Annotated in this window: 16 protein-coding genes; 9 read left to right on the forward strand and 7 right to left on the reverse strand. The window is 61.0% G+C overall.

The features are described 5' to 3' along the window. The first annotated feature begins 120 nt into the window (after positions 1-120). The 3 genes from waaA to lpxK all read left to right on the forward strand — a co-directional run bounded on the left by waaA (position 121) and on the right by lpxK (position 3,321). Entirely contained in the window at positions 121-1,440 is a 1,320-nt protein-coding gene (gene waaA, locus AC1D35_RS09745) for a lipid IV(A) 3-deoxy-D-manno-octulosonic acid transferase (RefSeq protein ID WP_113295139.1), read from the forward strand. Between the two features lie 9 nt (positions 1,441-1,449). After that, positions 1,450-2,172: an HAD family hydrolase gene (locus AC1D35_RS09750; RefSeq protein ID WP_113295140.1), complete on the forward strand. Its 723-nt coding sequence runs from the start codon at positions 1,450-1,452 to the stop codon at positions 2,170-2,172. Between the two features lie 105 nt (positions 2,173-2,277). Continuing rightward, the gene (lpxK, locus tag AC1D35_RS09755) at positions 2,278-3,321 is read left to right on the forward strand and encodes a tetraacyldisaccharide 4'-kinase (RefSeq protein ID WP_113295141.1); all 1,044 of its coding nucleotides are present in this window, start codon (positions 2,278-2,280) and stop codon (positions 3,319-3,321) included. Positions 3,322-3,418: 97 nt separating this feature from the next. On the opposite strand, the gene AC1D35_RS09760 is transcribed toward lpxK, so the two are convergent. Both AC1D35_RS09760 and mutL read right to left on the reverse strand, forming a co-directional pair. After that, positions 3,419-3,646 carry a DUF2093 domain-containing protein gene (locus AC1D35_RS09760; RefSeq protein WP_113308182.1) on the reverse strand — a complete coding sequence of 76 codons (228 nt, stop codon included), beginning with the start codon at positions 3,644-3,646 and terminating at the stop codon, positions 3,419-3,421. A 67-nt stretch (positions 3,647-3,713) separates the two neighbouring features. Next, on the reverse strand, positions 3,714-5,528 hold the full coding sequence (gene mutL, locus AC1D35_RS09765) for a DNA mismatch repair endonuclease MutL (protein ID WP_113295143.1): 1,815 nt from the start codon (positions 5,526-5,528) through the stop codon (positions 3,714-3,716). A gap of 183 nt (positions 5,529-5,711) precedes the next feature. On the opposite strand from mutL, the gene AC1D35_RS09770 reads away from it, so the two are divergent. Both AC1D35_RS09770 and AC1D35_RS09775 read left to right on the forward strand, forming a co-directional pair. After that, positions 5,712-7,427 (forward strand): response regulator, encoded by a 1,716-nt coding sequence (locus tag AC1D35_RS09770; protein ID WP_113308183.1) that lies wholly within the window; start codon positions 5,712-5,714, stop codon positions 7,425-7,427. A 128-nt stretch (positions 7,428-7,555) separates the two neighbouring features. After that, a complete protein-coding gene (locus AC1D35_RS09775; RefSeq protein ID WP_477938563.1) occupies positions 7,556-8,923 on the forward strand; it encodes a putative bifunctional diguanylate cyclase/phosphodiesterase in 1,368 nt (455 codons plus the stop codon). Positions 8,924-8,987: 64 nt separating this feature from the next. Here AC1D35_RS09775 and AC1D35_RS09780 read toward each other — a convergent pair whose 3' ends face one another. The 5 genes from AC1D35_RS09780 to AC1D35_RS09800 all read right to left on the reverse strand — a co-directional run bounded on the left by AC1D35_RS09780 (position 8,988) and on the right by AC1D35_RS09800 (position 13,058). Further along, a complete protein-coding gene (locus AC1D35_RS09780; RefSeq protein WP_113308184.1) occupies positions 8,988-9,617 on the reverse strand; it encodes a PRC-barrel domain-containing protein in 630 nt (209 codons plus the stop codon). 223 nt (positions 9,618-9,840) lie between these two features. Continuing rightward, positions 9,841-10,728, reverse strand: coding sequence for an SMP-30/gluconolactonase/LRE family protein (locus AC1D35_RS09785; RefSeq protein WP_113295147.1), 888 nt, complete (start codon positions 10,726-10,728; stop codon positions 9,841-9,843). Positions 10,729-10,732: 4 nt separating this feature from the next. Continuing rightward, positions 10,733-11,365 carry a 2-dehydro-3-deoxy-6-phosphogalactonate aldolase gene (locus AC1D35_RS09790; RefSeq protein WP_113308185.1) on the reverse strand — a complete coding sequence of 211 codons (633 nt, stop codon included), beginning with the start codon at positions 11,363-11,365 and terminating at the stop codon, positions 10,733-10,735. 14 nt (positions 11,366-11,379) lie between these two features. Then, positions 11,380-12,297: a 2-dehydro-3-deoxygalactonokinase gene (locus tag AC1D35_RS09795; RefSeq protein WP_113308186.1), complete on the reverse strand. Its 918-nt coding sequence runs from the start codon at positions 12,295-12,297 to the stop codon at positions 11,380-11,382. Beyond that, positions 12,297-13,058, reverse strand: a complete 762-nt coding sequence (locus AC1D35_RS09800) for an SDR family oxidoreductase (RefSeq protein ID WP_113308187.1) — start codon at positions 13,056-13,058, stop codon at positions 12,297-12,299. The genes AC1D35_RS09795 and AC1D35_RS09800 overlap by 1 nt, the downstream gene beginning before the upstream one ends. 134 nt (positions 13,059-13,192) lie before the next feature. Between AC1D35_RS09800 and AC1D35_RS09805 the strand changes: the two genes are divergently transcribed. The 4 genes from AC1D35_RS09805 to AC1D35_RS09820 all read left to right on the forward strand — a co-directional run bounded on the left by AC1D35_RS09805 (position 13,193) and on the right by AC1D35_RS09820 (position 18,044). Beyond that, positions 13,193-14,005 (forward strand): IclR family transcriptional regulator, encoded by an 813-nt coding sequence (locus AC1D35_RS09805; RefSeq protein ID WP_113308208.1) that lies wholly within the window; start codon positions 13,193-13,195, stop codon positions 14,003-14,005. 257 nt (positions 14,006-14,262) lie between these two features. After that, positions 14,263-14,994, forward strand: coding sequence for a helix-turn-helix transcriptional regulator (locus AC1D35_RS09810; RefSeq protein WP_113308188.1), 732 nt, complete (start codon positions 14,263-14,265; stop codon positions 14,992-14,994). A gap of 559 nt (positions 14,995-15,553) precedes the next feature. Next, on the forward strand, positions 15,554-16,708 hold the full coding sequence (locus AC1D35_RS09815) for an Mrp/NBP35 family ATP-binding protein (protein WP_113308189.1): 1,155 nt from the start codon (positions 15,554-15,556) through the stop codon (positions 16,706-16,708). A 358-nt stretch (positions 16,709-17,066) separates the two neighbouring features. After that, positions 17,067-18,044 (forward strand): magnesium transporter CorA family protein, encoded by a 978-nt coding sequence (locus AC1D35_RS09820; RefSeq protein ID WP_113295179.1) that lies wholly within the window; start codon positions 17,067-17,069, stop codon positions 18,042-18,044. The last annotated feature ends 7 nt before the right edge of the window (positions 18,045-18,051 follow it).

Below are 18,051 nucleotides of genomic sequence, written 5' to 3' on the forward strand. Positions count from 1 at the left end.
TGCGCATCGGTTCCTTGCCCTTGATCGACGCATTCTGAACAAATTGATCGGTCATTGCGGCCGCAACGATAATTGGGGAATTGGATTGATGTCGATCTGCATGGATCGGAGGTCTGCCGAATGAGCTCCCGGATGGCGCGGATCGGTCTGAACGCGTACCGTCTGGCGGGAACCGTGGCGTCGCCGGTCGTCGGCCTCTACATCACCTACCGCACGGCCAAGGGCAAGGAAGACCGCGCCCGCCGGCTGGAACGCTTCGGCTATGCAAGCGCCAACCGCCCGCAAGGCCCGCTCGTCTGGTTCCACGCGGCAAGCGTCGGCGAAACCAATGCTGTCATTCCCCTGATCCGCGAAATTCGACGCCGCGACATCAATGTCATCCTGACGACAGGCACCATCACCTCGGCAAAGCTTGCCGCCGAACGTCTCGGCAACGACGCGATCCATCAATACGTCCCGCTCGACCTGAAGCCCTCGGTCGGCCGTTTCCTCGACTATTGGCAGCCGGACTGCGCCATTATCGCCGAGTCTGAAATCTGGCCCGCGACCGTGCTGGAACTCGGCCGTCGCCGCATTCCGCAGATCCTAGTCAATGCCCGCATGTCGGACCGGTCCTTCGCCCGTTGGCGCCGTCGCCCGTCGATTGCAGAAGCGCTCTTCGAAAATCTCGCGCTCGTCATCGCCCAGTCGGATATGGATGCCGAGCGTTTCCGCGATCTTGGCGCCGTGCCGGTCATCACGTCAGGCAATCTGAAGGTCGATACGGACGCGCCGCCCTATGACAGCGCAGTCTTTGCCCGCTACAGGAAGCAGATCGGTGACCGCAAGACATGGGCGGCGATCTCCACCTTCGACGGCGAGGAGAATGCCGCCGGCATCGTGCACCGCGCTTTGCGCGATCGTGACAAGCAGCTGACGATCATCGTGCCGCGTCATCCCGAGCGCGGCGACGAGATCGAGGCCGCGCTCGTCAAGCAGGGGCTGAAGGTCGCCCGCCGCACGCGCGACGATGTACTTTCCCCCGATATCGATATCTTCCTCGGCGATACGATCGGGGAGATGGGCCTCTATCTTCGCCTGACGGAGGTCGCCTTCGTCGGCCGCTCGCTTTTCGCCGAAGGCGGTCAGAATCCGCTGGAGCCGGCCATGCTCGGTTGCGCCATCTTGTCCGGCGGCAACGTGCAGAACTTCCGCGAGGCCTATCAGAAGCTTGCCCGCAGCGGCAGCGCCCGCATGGTGCGCGATACCGAAATGCTGGCAAAGGGCGTGCATTACCTGCTGACCAATGATGAGGCGCGGGGCAATATGATCCAGGCTGGCATCGCTACCGTGCATGAAATGCGCGGCGCACTGACGGCCACCCTGAAGGGGTTGGAGCCCTATATCAATCCGCTGACGGTGAAGGCGCGCCTGCTGCCCAAGGCCGCGGCGCAGGCCTGAGGAACTGTCATGTCGGCAGAGGTGAAGATCAAGGGCATCCTCTTCGACAAGGATGGTACGCTCCTCGATTATGATGAAAGCTGGCTGCCGGTGAACCGCGAGCTGGCTCGTATCGCCGCCGAGGGTGACGCGGCTCTTGCCGATCACCTGCTTGCCGCATGCGGCATGGATCCGGTGACGGGGCATATCGTTCCCGACAGCCTGCTTGCCGCCGGCAATACCCGCCAGATCGCCGAAGGCCTCATCGCCGCCGGCTCGAAGGTCGAGGTCATCGAGCTGACGATCAAGCTCGACAACCTCTTTGCCAATGCCGCCGAATTCTCCGTGCCGGTCACCGATCTCGCAGCCTTCTTCGGGCGTCTTCACAAGCGCGGTTTCAAACTCGGCATCGCCTCGAGCGACAACGAGCGCTCGATCCGCCAGACGGCGCAACGCTTCGCCATTTCCGGATATGTCGATTACATCGCCGGTTACGACAGCGGCTTCGGCAGCAAGCCGGAGCCCGGCATGGTGCTTGGTTTTTGTGCCGCGACCGGCCTGTCGCCAGAAGAGGTCGCGATGGTCGGCGACAACAATCACGACCTCCATATGGGCAGGAATGCGAAAGTGGGCCTGACGATTGCAGTTCTGACAGGCACCGGCTCGCGTGAATCTCTATCCGGAGCGGCAGATCACGTCTTCGACGACATCACCCACATCGAGGCTCTGCTGCCCGATCTGCAGCCGGCGTGACGCGCAAAGACTTGCATTTTCATGATTTTTAGCTTCTCAATCCGCCCGGTCGATTTTGGGAAACCTCGCCGTGGGGGGTGAGGGCAAGGGGAACGGGACGGCATCATGATATCCGAAGCGCCGCCTTTCTGGTGGAGGCGGGCAGGTTGGCAGGCCTGGGTCCTATCGCCCCTTTCTTTCCTCTATGGCCGCGTGGCAGGCTACCGTATGGTTCATGCGCGCCGCGCCTCGGTTCCAATCCCCGTCGTCTGCGTCGGTAATTTCACCGTCGGCGGTGCCGGCAAGACGCCGACGGCGATCGCCATTGCCCGTGCCGCCAAAGCCAAGGGCCTGAAGCCCGGTTTCCTGAGTCGCGGCCATGGCGGTTCGCTCGATATGACTGTTGTCGTCGATCCCGCGCATCACCGCGCTGTCGCCGTCGGCGACGAACCGCTGCTGCTGGCGCAGGAAGCACTGACGGTAATCTCCCGCCGTCGGGTCGACGGTGCTCTCAGGCTCGTCGAAGAAGGCGCCGATTTCATCATCATGGATGACGGCTTCCAGAGCGCACGCCTCACGATCGACTATGCACTTCTGGTGATCGATGCGACGCGTGGCCTTGGCAATGGCTATATCGTGCCAAGCGGACCGGTCCGTGCTCCGGTGCGCCTACAACTGCGCCAGGCAACCGCACTCCTGAAGGTCGGCGATGGCAACGCGGCCGACCGCATTGTCCGTATCGCGGCCCGCGCGGCAAAACCCTATTTCACCGCGGCGCTGAAGGTGCCGGGCGAAAACCATCTTGCCGGGCTCAAGGTGCTCGCCTTTGCCGGCATCGCCGATCCCGAAAAGTTCTTCCGCACTGTGCGTTCACTTGGCGCGAGCATCGAGGTCGCGACCTCCTTCGGCGATCATGAGCACCTGAGCGAAGAAGAGATCGACGGTCTTCTGAACACTGCGGACCAGCAGAACCTGGCGATCGTCACGACCTCGAAGGACTTCGTGCGGTTGGCCGGCCATCACGGAAAGGCGGAACAGCTTGCGGCCCGCTGCCACGTCGTGGAGGTGGAGATGGCCTTTATGGATCCTCGTGCCCCCGGTCTCATCATCGACCGTGCGTTCGAAGCCTGCCGCGAGCGGCGGCTCAAGGAAGCGAAGGCGAAAGCCTAGAGCAATTCCAGCAGAAATGTACGCGATTTTGCGTCCGGAATTGCGTGAAAACAAGAAGTTAGCGCATTTACGCGCTTCGAAGAAAAGTGGAAATGCTCTACCGTTGGGTCGGCAGAACGCCGGCGCGACGGTCGGCTTCGAGGGCCGAGGCGACGTCGGCATAGGGCTCCTGCCGCGCCACGCTCCAATAGCGAAGCTCGTCGAGCGGGATCTGTTTGCTGGTGAGTGCGCAGACGACATAGGAGCCAGGTGACAGAATCTGGAAATCGCCGTCGAGATACCGGATCTTCGCCTCGCGGTTTCCGTGTCCTTCGAACAAGTTCATTCGCTCCATTCCCTGCGGCCTGCCATCTGTCTGCCATACTCCGCGAGAGGCGATTTTGCCAGCTTTTTCAGCTCCGGCCGAACAGCCGCTCGATATCGGCAAGCTTGAGTTCGATATAGGTCGGGCGTCCATGATTGCACTGGCCGGAGCCCGGCGTCACTTCCATCTGACGCAAGAGCGCATTCATTTCTTCCGGCCGCAGCCGTCGTCCCGATCGCACCGAGCCGTGGCAGGCCATGGTTGCCGCCACATATTCGAGCTTGGCGGAGAGGCCGGATGCCGTGTCCCATTCGGCGATCTCGTCGGCAAGCTGCCGGATCAATCCCTGCGTGTCGACTTCGCCGAGCATAGCCGGCGTTTCGCGCACGGCAATGGCGCCCGGCCCAAAACGTTCGATCGCCAGGCCGAGTTCGGCGAACTCCGCGGCATGCACCATCAGCCGGTCACAATCCTCCTCGGAAATGTCGACGATTTCAGGGATCAGCAGGACCTGTGAAGCCAGTCGCTTGGAATGCAGCGCCTTGCGCATGGCCTCGAACACCAGCCGTTCATGGGCCGCGTGCTGATCGACGATGACGATGCCGTTATCTGTCTGGGCAATGATATAGTTCTCGTGGATCTGCGCCCTTGCGGCACCGAGCGGATAGCGCGCCACCGGTTCGGCGGCGGCTGTCTGCGCTTGCGGCGCGGGCTCGAAAACCGCCTCCGAACGTGCTGTCGGATGGACGAGCCCGTCGAAGGAAGCTTGTGGTCTTTCACCGAAACCGGCTGTCGGCTGGTATGGCCGGGAAGGGGAAGTTGCCGCAGACCATGGCGCCTGCGGCCGCTGTGGTGCCGCCTGGAATCCGGGGCGGAAGGCGCGCAGCATGTCGTTTGCACCAGTCGTTGCCGCGCGGCTGCCGTCACGCGCCAGCGCCTCGCGGATTGCGCCGACGATCAGCCCGCGGACCAGTCCCGGATCGCGGAAGCGGACGTCGGATTTCGCCGGATGCACATTGACGTCCACCAGCGCCGGATCGAGCGTGATCGACAGCACCGCGACTGCATAGCGGCCGGCCGGGATCGTTTCGGCATAGGCGCCGCGGATCGCCGAGAGGATGAGCTTGTCCTGTACGGGGCGGCCGTTGACGAAAGCATATTGATGGGCCGAATTGCCCCGGTTGAAGGTCGGCACGCCGGCAAAGCCGGTCAGCTGTACATCCTCACGTTCGGCGTTGATGGCGATCGCATTGTCGCGGAAGTCCTTGCCGAGTATCTGCGCCATACGCGCCAGATGATCCTCGCCGGTTGCCGGAAATTCCAGCGTCGAACGGTCGGGGCCTGACAGCACGAAGCGCACGCCCGGAAAAGCGATCGCCATGCGCTTGACGATCTCGGTGATTGCGGCCGCTTCCGCCTTCTCCGTTTTCAGGAATTTCAGTCGCGCCGGTGTGGCGAAGAACAAGTCGCGCACTTCGACGATCGTTCCCGGATTGGCGGCTGCCGGGCGCAGATGCACGATTTTGCCGCCGGCAACCGAAATTTCGGTACCTGCAGCGCTATCACGCCTGCGGCTTGCGATGCTGAGCCGCGCCACCGAACCGATCGACGGCAATGCTTCGCCGCGGAAGCCGAGCGTACGGATATCGTCGAGCGTATCCGATATCTTCGAGGTGCAGTGCCGTCTCACGGCAAGTTCCAGATCGGCAGCGTCCATTCCGGCACCGTTGTCTGTTACGCGCAAGAGTGCCTTGCCGCCGCCGGCGGTTGCGATCTCGATGCGCGTCGCGCCCGCATCCAGTGCGTTTTCGATCAGCTCTTTCGCAGCACTCGCCGGCCGTTCGATGACCTCGCCGGCGGCGATCTGGTTGATGAGCGTTTCGGAGAGCTGTCTAATGGCCATGCGCCTATTTTCGGGGATTCGCGGCCGGGAGGAAAGGGCTTTCATCAGGCGGGAGCCAAGTACTGGAAGCTTCTCCCCCAAATTTGGGGGTCACTACTGTTAAGCGGCCTTTAAGACAAAAACGGCATTTTATTCATATGCCTCCGAAACTGCGAAAATCGGACAGATGTGGGATGTGAAAGAATGAGTGCCGGCTTCGAAAAGGCGGACACATCATCTGCGAGTGACGCGCTGCCGCCTGAGGCCGATCTTCAGACGGTGCTTTTCGACGCGGCATGCGACAGTCTTTCTGCTGCATTCGTCATCTATGACCGCAACGATCTTCTGATCTTCGCCAGCCGCCAGGTCATGGAATTCTTTCCGGTCCCCGAAGATGTGCTGCGGCCGGGCGCCCGGCTTCGTGATTTCCTGGGTGCGGTCTACGATACCGGCATCCGCGAGCAGACCCTCGTGCGCCAGGCGGGTTCGCTCGGCCGCGAGGACTGGCTGTCGCAGCGCATCGCCTCCCATTGGCGCGAACGTTTCGAATCCGTCGAGCGCCACGGCACCGATCGCTGGGTGCGCTTTTTGAAGCGCCGGCTACCGAACGGCTACGGCGTGACCATCATCTCCGATATTTCCGAAGCGCGTAAGCGCGAGGAACAGTGGCGCTACGATCTGGAGCGCGTGCAACTCACCGAGGACATCCTCGACCATCTGCCGTTCCCGCTCTTCGTCAAGGATCGCAATCTCACCTACGTCGCCGTCAACAAGGCTTTCTGCGAGAAGTACCAGACGACGGCGGATGAAGTTCTCGGCCGCAAGAGCGGCGAACTCTTTTCGCCCGACATCGCCAAGCGCTTCGAGGAGAGTGACCGCCATGTGCTGGAAACCGGCGAAATGTCGGTCGCCCGCCAGCGCCAGATCGCCCGTGACGGCACCGAGCGCGACATCGTCAGCCGCAAGCACAGGATCGGTAAGCCGGGACGTTACTTTCTCGTCTCGACCATGCAGGATCTGCCGCGCGACGGCGACGATCTCGACGAATTCAATCAAGCCTCGGAAATCACCACTTCCAGCAACCAGACCTACCGGCGCGCCTATGTTCCCGCGCCGAACGCATCGCAGCGCCGCGAGCCGGCGGCGATGGAGGCAATCGTTCCGGAAAACTTCTCTGGCCGAAAGATCCTCGTCGTCACCTCGGATTTCGCCGCCGAGACGGCCGCGCTACGCACGCTTGCCAAATACGGCTTCGAATCCTGCTCCGTCCGCGGCGAGGATGAGGAGGAACGTTTCCTCGAGATTGCGAGCTCCTCCGGCATCTCGCTCGATCTTCTGATCATCGATAATCAGATGGGCATGCGCTGTCTGGAGCTCGCCGAACAATACGGCATTCCCGCCCTTGTCATGGATGGCTTCCAGATCGCCAACGAGTTGACCTTCCAGATCGCCCGCCACTTCAACCGCAACGGACGCGGCGGCGGCGCTGAAGGCGACTGGGAAATCACCACGACTGAAGAAAACGTCGGCCTCCAGGTTCTCGTCGCCGAGGACAACGACATCAACCAGATCGTCTTCACGCAAATTCTCGAAGGTCTCGGCTACCGCCATCGGATCGCGGCAACGGGCGAAGAGGTCGTTCGCCTCTGGGCCGAACACCGGCCGCAGATCGTGCTGATGGACATTTCGCTGCCGGTCTTCAACGGCTTTGAAGCCTCGCGCCTTATTCGCCAGATGGAAGCGGGGCAGGGCACGCGGACGCCGATTATCGGCGTGCTGACACAAGCCTTCGAGCGTGATCGTGCGGAATGCGCCAATGCCGGTATGGATGACGTCATCATGAAGCCGGTCAGCCCGGACATCCTTGAAACGGTATTTCAGAAGTACCTGATGGATGAGCCGATCAAGGCCCGAAACTAAATAAAATATCGGTCAACTCCCCAGATTTTGGGAATGCTTCGGGTTGTATCGCGGCCGATTTACTATCGAATTGTTAAGATTTGCCGGTCATTCTTCACCAGGGTGCGGAGGAAAACCTTGGGTTTGGAGTGATGGTGTCGGCAGAAATACCATTCGTGACGGTAAGTCAGAACGAGCTCCAGGCGATGGCCTATACTGATCCGCTGACCGGATTGGGAAACCGGCATCGCATGCGGGACAAGGTGATGCAGATTTCTGCCGAGCGCGCCAGCGATCCGGCACCCTTTACCATCGGCATTGCCAATCTCGACAGTTTCAAGCCGATCAACGATCTCTTCGGCTCCACCGCCGGCGATGAAATCCTGTGCCAGGTCGCCCATCGCCTGAAGGCCTGCATCCCGGATGGCGCTATCGTGACGCGTCACGACGGCGACGAGTTCGCCTTTGTCCTGCCGCTGATCTTCGAGCGCGCCAGTGCCGAGAAATTCGGCCAGATGATCCGTGAGGTCCTGTCGGCTCCCTACGATCTCGGCGACCGCAACGTCCGCCTTTCTGCTTCCTTCGGTTTTGCGATCTATCCCTTTGCCGGCGAGGACTGCGAGGAGCTGCTGAAGAGCGCCGAAACCGYGCTCTACCGTTCCAAGCGTCGCGGCCGCGGGCAGATTACCGTCTATTCGCGCGAGATCGCCCAAGAGATGAAACGGGCGACCCAGCTCGAACAGGCGCTCAGAAACGCCATCATCTCCGATGTCATCGACGTGCATTTCCAGCCGATCGTCTCGCTTGCCAATAATCAGGTGGTGGGCTTCGAGGCATTGGCCCGCTGGAACGATCCCGATCTCGGCTTCGTCTCCCCCGGCGTCTTCGTGCCGCTCGCCGAAGAGCGTGGCTTCATCGATGCCCTGTCGGAAGCGCTGCTGCGCAAGGCTGCGGAAGCGGCACTCTCCTGGCCGCGTGAACTCTTCCTGTCCTTCAATCTGTCTTCCGCCCAGCTTATGGATCCGGGCACGAGCAGCAGCATTCTGTCGATCCTCGGCCGTGTCGGTTTCGACCCGCATCGTCTCGAGCTGGAAATCACCGAAACGGCTGTCATGAGTTCGGCCGACACGGCGCACCGAATCATTGCCGATTTGAGAGCTGCCGGCGTGCGCATCTCGCTGGACGATTTCGGCACCGGCCAGTCGAGCCTCGGGCGCTTGCGCGATTTCATCTTCGACAAGATCAAGATCGACCGTGCCTTTGTCTCCCGCATCAATTCCGACCGCGCCTCCGAACACATTATCAAGGCGATCCTTACCATGTGCGAAGGTCTCGACCTCGAGGTCGTGGCTGAGGGCATCGAGGATTATTCGGAAGCGGTCAAACTGCGCATGCTCGGTTGCGGCATGGGACAGGGCTATCATTTCGGCCGGCCGGCCGATGGCATCGCCACGCTGCGCTTCCTGCACGAGAACTATTACTACGACACGAGTGCTACGGAACGCGCCAGCGCATAGGCCATGCGCAAAAAAAGATGGCGCCCCATGGGACGCCATCGCCTACGCTCTACTCTCCGCTGAATTACTTGTTGGTGGTCGAGCCGGTGGACGTACTGTCCGTCGGCATCGCCGTGCCGGTCGCTGCCGGAGCCTTTTCAGCCGACTGCATCTGCAGTGTCTTGAACTCCGGTGCCGCCTTCAGCGATTCTGCGGTTTCCGTGGTCGTCAACTTGACGGAACCGTCCTGCGTATTCTGGGCGGCAGTGACTTTTTCCATCGGCACAGCGACGTTCTTTTCGCCGATGCCAAGGAAGCCGCCGACACCGATGATCGCTGCTACGATACCGCCATCCTTCTTGAGGATCAGGTCGTTGACGTCACCGATGCTCTCATTGTTGCCGTTATAGACCGACTGGCCGATATAGGTATTGGCGCTGATCTGGTCCGGGGCCTGCTGGGTCAGGTAGCTGTCACCACCTGCCTGAGCTGTATCGGTGCTCGGAGCGGGCGCCGGAGCCTGCGCGGCATCACCTGCCGGAGCCATCGGCTTCACCGGCTCGGCCGGCGCCGGCGATGCCGGGTCGGCGGGCGCAGACTGCGTCGGAGCAGCGGGGTTAGCTGGCTGCGGAGCCGTCTGTGAAAATGCCGCCGGTGCGAAGGCCGTGGCAAACAGGGCGCCAGCGGCAACGGTCGTCAGAAGTTTGCGTGTCATATCGAACCTACCTTTGTTTCATGAGTGATCCAGGCCCGGCAGCGCCTGTTTTTTCAGGCATTTCTGCCACGCCGGTTCACGAATGAAATGACCGGTGTGCCTATTGGTTCCGGGCGAAGACACGGAAAATTTTACGATTTTCACGGAACCTTGAGCGGAAAACAGCCCGAAAAAGCAAAGGCGCCCCGCAATGGAGCGCCTTCTGAATTCGAGGCCTTTGCCTTTAGATTACGTAGGCAGGATCGAAAACGCCCTTCACTGTGATGCCGAGTTCGAGCAGCGCGCCGGCGCTCGGCTGGGCGGATCGGGCATCCTCGTCAAGCCCCTCCCAGGCTGTCGTCACCACCAGCCGGTCGGCATTGGCGCCGATGAAGGCCGGGCAGGAAGGCTGGGCGGCTGGCACTTTGTAGCGGGCGATACGCAGGCCATCCGGGCTGTAGCGGTCGACGACGCCAGCGCCCCAGCGGGCATTCCAGATGTAGCCATCGGCATCGCAGACCGAACCGTCGAGCCCGCCGGGTTCGTCCATGCTATCGACCATCACGATCGGTTCACCGGCGGGGAGGCCGGTCTGCGGATCGACCATGACGCGCATCAGACGGCTGAGGCGGGTATCGGTAAAATAGCCGGTCGTACCGTCAGGCGAAAAGCAGATAGAGTTCGGAATGCTGATGCCACCGAAGATCTTCGTCACCCTGCCGGCGGCGACGTGGTAGATCGCGCCCGCCTGTTGCTCGGCGCGCTTGCTCATCGTGCTGATCCACAACGCGCCGGAGGGATGCGTGCGGCCGTCGTTGGAGCGGTTTTCCGGCCTGTCATTTTCGAGCGCTGCATAGAAAGTCAGCTTGCCGCTGGCGATATCTCGCACGAAAAGCCCCTCTTCGGTCGCCAGTAGCTGGCGCTCAGAATCGATCCGCGCAAGCACGCTTGCCATGACGGGCAGCGAATGCACCTTCTTCTCGTCCGTCGAAAGATTGAGTTCGTGAAGCTCCTTGCCGAGAATGTTGAACCACCAGACGGAGTTGGAAACGGGATCGTAAGTCGGCCCCTCACCGAGAACCGAATTGGTATTGCAAAGTGTTTTGCCCTCGAATTCATAAATATCAGTCATATGCCTATGCTCCTATGGCCGCGTCATAGGCTAAGATGGTTGCCTTGGCGCGCTCGGCAACCTCTGCATTAGTCATTCCGGGCTTGTAAATGCTGGTGCCGAGGCCGAAGGCGAGAATGCCGGCTTTGGTATAATCGGAGAAGTTTTTGTCCGATACGCCGCCGACCGCCGCAATTACCATTTCCGGAGGCAGGATGGCGCGGATTGCGGTGATGCCGGAAGGGCCGAGAACGCTGGCGGGGAAGAACTTGAGGCCGGTTGCACCCGCGCGGGCGGCCTGCAGTGCTTCCGTCGGCGTAAAGACGCCAGGCATTGTCACCATGCCGTAGTCGCGTGCGCGGATGATCACGTCGGGTTCGACATTCGGGGTCACCAGCAGTTTGCCGCCCGCCGCATGCAGGCTGTCGACGGCCTCTGTGGTGAGCACGGTGCCGGCACCGATCAGCACGTTATCAGGTGCCATCTTGGCAGCAATCTCGATAGACTTGAAGGGTTGCGGCGAGTTGAGCGGGATTTCGATCGCCGTCAGGCCGTTTTCGATCAGCGCACCGACCACGGTCTCGGTTTCTTCGGGCTTTATGCCGCGCAGAATGGCAATCAACGGGCGCTTCATATCGGGGAAGGGGATACGGTTCATGGGAGATGTCTTTCTCAGTTCGGCCAGATGGCCCGGGCAGCGGCCGAAAGCCCGCCGCGAACGGCGGCATCGGCATCGACGGCGGTGAAGGAAAGGGAGAGCGTGCGGAAGGCCTGCTCGTAAAGCGCCTGCAGGCGTCCGGACGCAACGAGCGTGATGGCCGTATCCTTGCCGGCATCCTGCAGCGCGCCGGCAATTTCGAGGCCGATCAGGGTGCCCGAGAGTTTAGCCTGTGCGGCCGCAGCCGAAATACCGTGCAGAAGCTGGCCTGAGCGCGCGGTGAAAATCAGGTTCGATACGAGCGCCGGCCGCTTGAAGGCGGCCGCGACTGCTGCTTCGAAGGCTGCGGCATCGGCCGGCTGGTCCTCGGCGCCGGCAACGGCATGCATGAGGATCGTATGCTTGGTGACGGCGTCGAAAAGCTCGCCGGTCATGAAGCTGGAGAAGCCGGTGACCGTACCGTCGTCAACATGGACCCACTTGGAATGGGTGCCGGGCATGCAGACGGCTTGTGCACCCTTGCTGTCGGGCCCGAGCGCACCGAGAAGCTGCGTTTCCTCGCCGCGCATGACATCGGGCGCCACCGCATCGCGCTGGGCAAGACCGGGCAGGATGCGCACATCGCGGTTTTCGCCCGGCACGGACACTGCGCCTGATAGAATCGAGGAGAGGGAGGCGGGCACATCGATATAACCAGCCTCGACCCAGCCCTGCCGGGCGCCCGCCATGCCGCAGACGATGACCGGCAGGTCCGCGGGCGCTTCGACGGCTGTGAGATGTCCAGCGAGAACTTGGGAAAAGCCGGTCTTGGCGGCGGTCGTCATACCTTCGCCGCTGCGGCGCTCGGCAAGAATGCTGCTGTCCGCACCGATAAGCCAGAGCCGGAAGCTGCTTGTGCCCCAGTCCACCGCAATATAAGCGGGATTTGCCATCAGAGAACGCCTCCATCGACGATTAGGGACTGCGCGGTCATGGCGGCTGCGCAGTCGGATGCAAGAAACAAGGCGGGACCGACGATCGCGTCCGCCTTCAATACGATTTTCAGACACTGCCCCTGCACGGAACGGGCAATGCTCTCCTCCGTCAGCCACAGCTTCATCTGTCGCTCGGTCACCACCATGCCGGGCAGGATGCAGTTGACGCGGATACCGTCAGCGCCGAGCTTTCCGGCCATGCTCTTTGTCAGGCCGACCACTGCGGCTTTGGCCGCAGCATAGGCGGGGAAAACGCCCATGTTCAATTTGAAGGCGATAGACGACATGTTGATGATCGCCCCGCCGCCGGCCGCCCGCATCGAAGGTACAACTGCCTGCGAGGTGAAGAAGACATGCCGAAGGTTGACTGCCTGGTTATTGTCCCAATAGTCCTCGGTCACATCGTCGAATTCGTGCCTGTCGTCCCAGGCTGCATTGTTGATAAGCACCCGGATCGGCCCGGACTTTTCGACAACCGCGTTCACCGTGCGCCTGATGGCGTCGATATCGCGCAGGTCCGTGTGGTAGAAGCTGACCGGATGCGCATTCTCGCGGGAAAGCCGCCCAGCCAGTTCCCGGCTTTCAGCCTCGGCGATGTCGAGGAAGGAAACCTTCGCGCCCTGCCTTGCGAAACCCTCGACGAGGGCAGCACCGATGCCGGAACCGCCGCCGCTCACCAGCACCGTGCGGTCCTTGAATTCGGGGAATTGTGCAGACATAGCGCTCACCGTTTCTCCTCCCGGCATGCTGTGAATTCCATTATTTGGAACTTAATTTGACTATATGGAATTATCCGATTAGGCTGCCGTTCCTGTCAAGGGCGGGAAAGGCGATGATATCAAGCGGCGACAGCATGGCGCAGGCAGATGACGAAAGCATGTTGCGCGACACCGGCACGCCGCGTGACACCGGCACGCTCGGCAAGCTGATGGTGCTGCTCGATCTCGTCACCCATGCCGATGCTCCCTTGCGCTTCACCGATATCCTCGCGCTTGCCAACCAGCCGCGCGGCACACTGCACCGCCAGCTCGGTCATCTCTTGGAGGAGGGACTTCTCGAGCTCGATGCCGAGGGGCGTTATGCGCCCGGCCTGCGGTTGCTCGACTTTGCCTCACGAAGCTGGGCGCGCAACGAATTCCGCCTGATTGCCGCGCCGCATCTCGCCGCCCTCCATCGGAGGACCGGTGAGACCGTCCATCTCGGCGTGCTGCGCGGCTCCTCCATCATCTACCTCGACAAGGTCGAAGGGCACCAGCCGGTGCGCATGTATTCACAGATCGGCAATGCTTCGCCCTGCTATTGCACCGGTGTCGGCAAAGCTGCCCTTTCAATTCTGCCATCAGACAAACTCCGCGAATTGCTTCCGAGCCTGCGCTTCACCCGCTTCACTCCGGCGACGCATGTGAACGCTGAAACCCTGCTGGTAGAGATCGGCGAAATCGCCTCAGCCGGTCATGCTTTCGACCGGGAGGAGCATGAGGCGGGTATCTGCTGTGTCGCCGCTCCCATCTGGTCGGACGACGGCTCCTTCATCGGTGGGGTTTCTGTCACCGGTCCAGCTTACCGCCTGTCGATGGAACTTCTTCACGAATGGGCCGTTCCGGTTCAGGTGACAGCACGGAAAATCATAGACGAAATGCGCATCCGCCTCGGGCCGAGGCGTTGAAACCGATTTGACCCCGGGCAATTGCTGGACGTCGTATACATAGCATGCTTATGATGAGTGCGTTATTGAGATTTGACGGCGAATCACGCCAACTGGGGTCGTCCGCGAAATCATCGACAAATCACCGGCCGACCGCGCTGCGCGCCGAGGCTGATCCTATTGATCTGACGGGCGTTGTGTAACCCACCCTGTACCTGACCTCCCAAACAGGCTGCCAGCGGTTTACCCAAAGCCCGGTTCGAAGGCGAAAAAATCTGATGGCAAGCTTACCGCAAACTTCGGTGGAAGACGCCTATGTCCAGGAGGTCGCCAGTCTAAAGACGCAGTTCGACATCTTCCGCTTCATGAAGCGGGTGACGGAGGCCTATCGGGGCCGGGCCTTCATGGTTCTGAACCTGCCCCCGATCACCTCCTTCGACCTCCAGGGCAATACGATCATCACGAGCTGGCCGGCCGAACTGCTGTCCATCTATGATCAGGAGGGACTGATGATGAACAGTCCGGTCCTGCGACGGCTGCGCACCTCGACCTTACCTTTCTTCCACGACACGGCACGGGCCAACTGGCCGCGCGACGACGGTAAGTCGGGCCTCGTGGCAACCCTTTTCGAACGCTTCAAGATGATGCGCTGCGCCTATTTTCCGACCCACGAACCGTCTGGCGCGCGCGGCGCGGTCTCCTTCGCCGGCGATCGCGAACCTTATACGCCTGCCGAGATGCGCGAACTCAGCTACATCGCCATCCACGTCTTCGACCGGCTCGCCGAGATCCGCAATCTCGATACGCGCATGACCGATACACTGACCGACCGCGAGATCGATTGCCTCAACTGGACCGCAGCAGGAAAGACGAGCGCCGAGATAGCCGAAATCCTCGAACTCTCGGAACACACGGTCAATCACTATCTGAACCGCGCTACCAAGAAGCTTGATACGGTCAACCGCACGCAGGCGGTCGCCAAGGCGCTGCGCATCGGCCTTATCAAGTAGCTCCATTAGTGGCTCCGGATTAGTAGGCATGCCGGCCTAAAATAACGTCAGTAGCTGCCATCGTGCTCAATATGTGAGCGCCATTCCCTTTGCAGGCGGTCCCGGACTGACAATTATCATCTTTATCACCGGATTCCGCAGTTGGCATGCTTCGTGCATCATTACCTGCAGAGGTCCAGAGGGGACTTTAACAGCGCCAGTTCAATGGTGCGACCGACACGCCGCCGTCTGATGTCGTTGCCGCTTTTCTCCCGGCTCTACGATGTTGGCGGCGGTTGTTGCGTTTAGGCAACCGCCTTTAGCCGCTGTTCCGAAACCGGACGATTTCTTTCGATTTTTTCTGGCGTTTTTTTCCGCTTGCTCTACTTCGCCCCGAATTGCGCCGGTTCTCGGGGAGCCGTTGCGGCCATCAGGGCGAAAGCCCGGCGGACTTGGTGGCCGCAACGGAGAGAGAACCCGTTGCCTTTCCTTAAATATGAGATGTGCCTGCCACTCGATTTTGTTTGGCGAAGCTGCCGGCCTCCACTATTTACTGACAAGGAAAAGCAGTGAGGGTGGTATGACCGAGGTCACCAAGGAACAGGTTCTGGAAACGCTGAAGACCGTGCGCGGGCCGGATCTGGAGCACAATATTGTCGAACTCGGCATGATCTCCGACGTCTTCATTTCCGACGGCAAGGTCTATTTCTCCATCACCGTGCCGGCCGAACGCGCCAAGGAGCTGGAGCCGCTGCGGCTCGCCGCCGAGCGTGTCATCAAGGAAATGCCGGGTGTGAAAGGTGCGCTTGTGGCGCTGACGGCAGACAAGAAGGCCGCCGCAAATGCACCTGCAGCGCGCCCCGCACCGCAGGCTGACCATAGCCATCACGGCCACTCCCATGCCCCCCAGCAACAGCCGCCGCGCACGGCCAAGATCGGCGTTCCCGGCATCGGCTCCATTATCGCCGTCGCATCGGGCAAGGGCGGCGTCGGCAAGTCGACAACTGCGGTCAATCTGGCACTCGGCCTCCTTGCGAATGGTTTGCGCGTCGGCATCCTCGATGCCGATATCTACGGCCCTTCCATGCCGCGCCTCCTGAAGATATCCGGCCGCCCGACGCAGATCGATGGCCGCATCATCAATCCGATGGAAAATTACGGCCTCAAGGTCATGTCCATGGGCTTCCTCGTCGATGAGGAAACCGCGATGATCTGGCGCGGGCCGATGGTTCAGTCGGCGCTGCTGCAGATGCTGCGAGAAGTCGCCTGGGGTGAGCTTGACGTTCTCGTCGTCGACATGCCGCCCGGCACCGGCGATGCCCAGCTCACCATGGCCCAGCAGGTGCCGCTCGCCGGCGCCGTGATTGTCTCCACGCCGCAGGATCTGGCGCTGATCGATGCCCGCAAGGGCCTCAACATGTTCCGCAAGGTCGAAGTGCCGGTTCTAGGCATCGTCGAGAACATGAGCTATTTCGTCGCACCAGATACCGGCACGCGCTACGATATCTTCGGCCACGGCGGTGCACGCAAGGAAGCCGAGCGCATCGGCGTGCCCTTCCTCGGCGAAGTGCCGCTGACGATGAACATCCGTGAGACTTCGGATGCCGGAACGCCGCTCGTTGCCTCCGATCCGAACGGCATCGTGGCCGGAATCTACCGTGCTATCGCCGCCAAGGTCTGGGAACAGGTCGGCGAAAAACCGCTGCGCGCCGCACCTGCGATCATCTTCGAATAGTGCGAATCACAAGCCGGTCACCTCAAATTGTGGGCGAAATGAGATGAATAGGCGCCGTTCACGTAAGATGTCTTGATTATTTTCAGGCTTTGCTTCATATGCCGCCGGCGTCATGATGGCGCGTCTGCGAATGCTCTATGGTGGCCGCCTGTCGATGAAGGTTCCGGCCTCTCTGCATGTTCAGAGTTGACTTGTCGATCGAAGGATTGGTGACTGCGATGCGGTGGAGCAACCCGGCCGGAAAGGCCGGATATGGCCGGAGTTGTATGAACTTTCTTTATCCGCTTCCGTTACGGTCGATGACGAGCGCCCCGGGCGTATCCCTGCTCGCGCCTATATGGCGCCGGAGATGCGGACTGTGATTACCGCATACTGTTCCAACTGCAAGTCKGTCGAGCTTCGTGATCTGGCGAACCCTCCGGAGTTTCCGGCGGATGTGGTATGGATCGACATGATCGAGCCGACTCGCGAGGAGGAACTCCATGTCGAAAAGATCCTTGGCATCGAAGTGCCGACCAGGGACGATCTCAGGGCAATCGAGCCGTCGGCACGCCTCTACGTCGAAAATAATGCCGTCTACATGACCGCTTCGCTGATATGGAAAGCGGAAACGGAAGCCCCGACCCTGACGGATGTGGCCTTCATTCTCGCGGGCGGCAAGCTGGTAACCATCCGTTACGCCCATCCGAAATCCTTCGCGCTCTTCATCGCCGCCCTGCATCGCATACCCGAGCAATGGCGCAGCGGCGCGGCCCTTCTTGCCAAGCTGCTGGAAACGATTGTCGACCGTACGGCAGAAGTGCTGGAAGTCTCGATTTCCCGGCTGGATATCCTGTCGGTCCACGTCTTCGGCGACCGTGCCAAGAAGGTGCGCAAGCCCTCGAACTACCTCGAAGAGAAACTGAAGGACATTGCCGGCCATCACCGGATGATCAGCAAGCTGCGCGACAGTCTCGGTTCGCTCTCGCGCCTTCTCACCTTCTTCTACACGATCCCTGCCGTGCAGCACGACCAGGAGACCAAGGAACTCTGCCGCACCGTTTCGCGCGATATCCAGTCCCTTTCGGAACATGCTTCCTTCGTCGCCGGCAACATCACCTTCCTGCTCGACGCCTCGCTCGGCCTCATCAACATTGAGCAGAACGCCATCATCAAGATTTTTTCGATCGCTTCTGTCGTGTTCTTGCCGCCGACGCTGGTCGCCTCCATCTACGGCATGAATTTCGAGTTCATGCCGGAGTTGCACCTGACCGCGGGTTATCCTTACTCGCTGGGCCTTATGGTGATCTCCGCCGTCATTCCCTTCTTCTTTTTCCGCTGGAAAGGCTGGCTCTGAGGAGCCT

It is taken from the genome of Rhizobium sp. P1_E6 (assembly GCF_056405875.1).